At 30.7% G+C, this 1,069-nt stretch carries 1 protein-coding gene; it reads right to left on the bottom strand.

Annotation, left to right across the window (positions count from 1 at the left end; genetic code table 11):
- Nucleotides 1–29 precede the first annotated feature (29 nt).
- Nucleotides 30–1,004 (bottom strand): hypothetical protein, encoded by a 975-nt coding sequence (locus CF651_RS31765; protein ID WP_094018876.1) that lies wholly within the window; start codon nucleotides 1,002–1,004, stop codon nucleotides 30–32.
- Nucleotides 1,005–1,069: the final 65 nt, after the last annotated feature.

Genomic DNA, 1,069 nt, shown 5'->3' with positions numbered 1-1,069 from the left:
CACAAACTATTTTACAGACTCCATTCAAATTAAAGGGCTTCTAACTTATTAAATAACTCATCAATATTAGACATTGAATAAACATATGTATCATACTTCTTATCTAATTGTTGCCGCTTAATTCTGTTCATTTGATCTTTATCAGTTAAGACGTAATTACAAAATGGCAGCAATGCTGAAATATTAGATATATCAGTTGGATCTCCACTATCAAGAAATTTCCTTCTTGATGTAAATAAATCCGCGGTCATCCTTGCATTAATGTCTACATATGGAAGATTCTTATATTCAACTGATTTAAGAAACTCAAAATAACCATTTAACCCACTTGATTTATATCTCTTCCAATAAGTTAGGGGAAGTGCAAGCATGTTATTGATCTGGTTAATTTCTCTTTCAGTAAATGGCAACTTATTGCTTGATTTGTACATAAGCGTTTCATACACATACCTAGTTGCGCTAAAATGTCCCATAAACTCATCCTCTAGCTGCTTGTGAAAATCCTTATCTATATAATAATTTTCTTTAACACTTTGTAATTCTTCCAAATTTAGTATCTTGGTTTGTTTTCTTCTACTTATTTCTTCTGAGGTTGAATTAACAACAACGGATATGATAAATGGATTATTATTATTAAGCTCTTCTAACGGATCCTTATAAAAAGCATCTTTATATGTGAGTACGGGTATCTCGTTCGTCTCATACAATTTAATTGCTTTAAATACTTGCGTCTGTTGTATATCTTCGTTAGCCTTAAATCTTATGCCAAGTGTTAAATCCAATATATTGTTAATTACCTCCTTAAGATCTTCTTCTATTTCTGCTTCATGATCACCTAATGGGCAAATTAGCTTTCTATCCGAGACTTTCAATTTAATCATATCGTGTAGCTTCTGAATTCTATTATCGATTGATTTTCCTGTTTTTGTTTTATATAACTCAATTATTGCAAGGGTATCTAACCAGATAATAGGTATTGGTGATTTTTCAATTTTTATCTTCATTGAATCGCATCCTGTAATATTAATATTTTCGCCTCAATTTCCGATAACGTTGTTGTATTCACGAA

This window comes from Paenibacillus rigui, assembly GCF_002234615.1.
Classification (GTDB): Bacteria; Bacillota; Bacilli; order Paenibacillales; family NBRC-103111; genus Paenibacillus_S; species Paenibacillus_S rigui.
Note: the sequence above shows the minus strand (reverse complement) of the source record. Positions and strands in the feature narration are given on the sequence as shown.

Bases quoted from the DNA above. Each gene is read 5' to 3' on its own strand.
- CF651_RS31765 (WP_094018876.1), bottom strand. From the start codon at position 1,004: ATGAAGATAAAAATTGAAAAATCACCAATACCTATTATCTGGTTAGAT.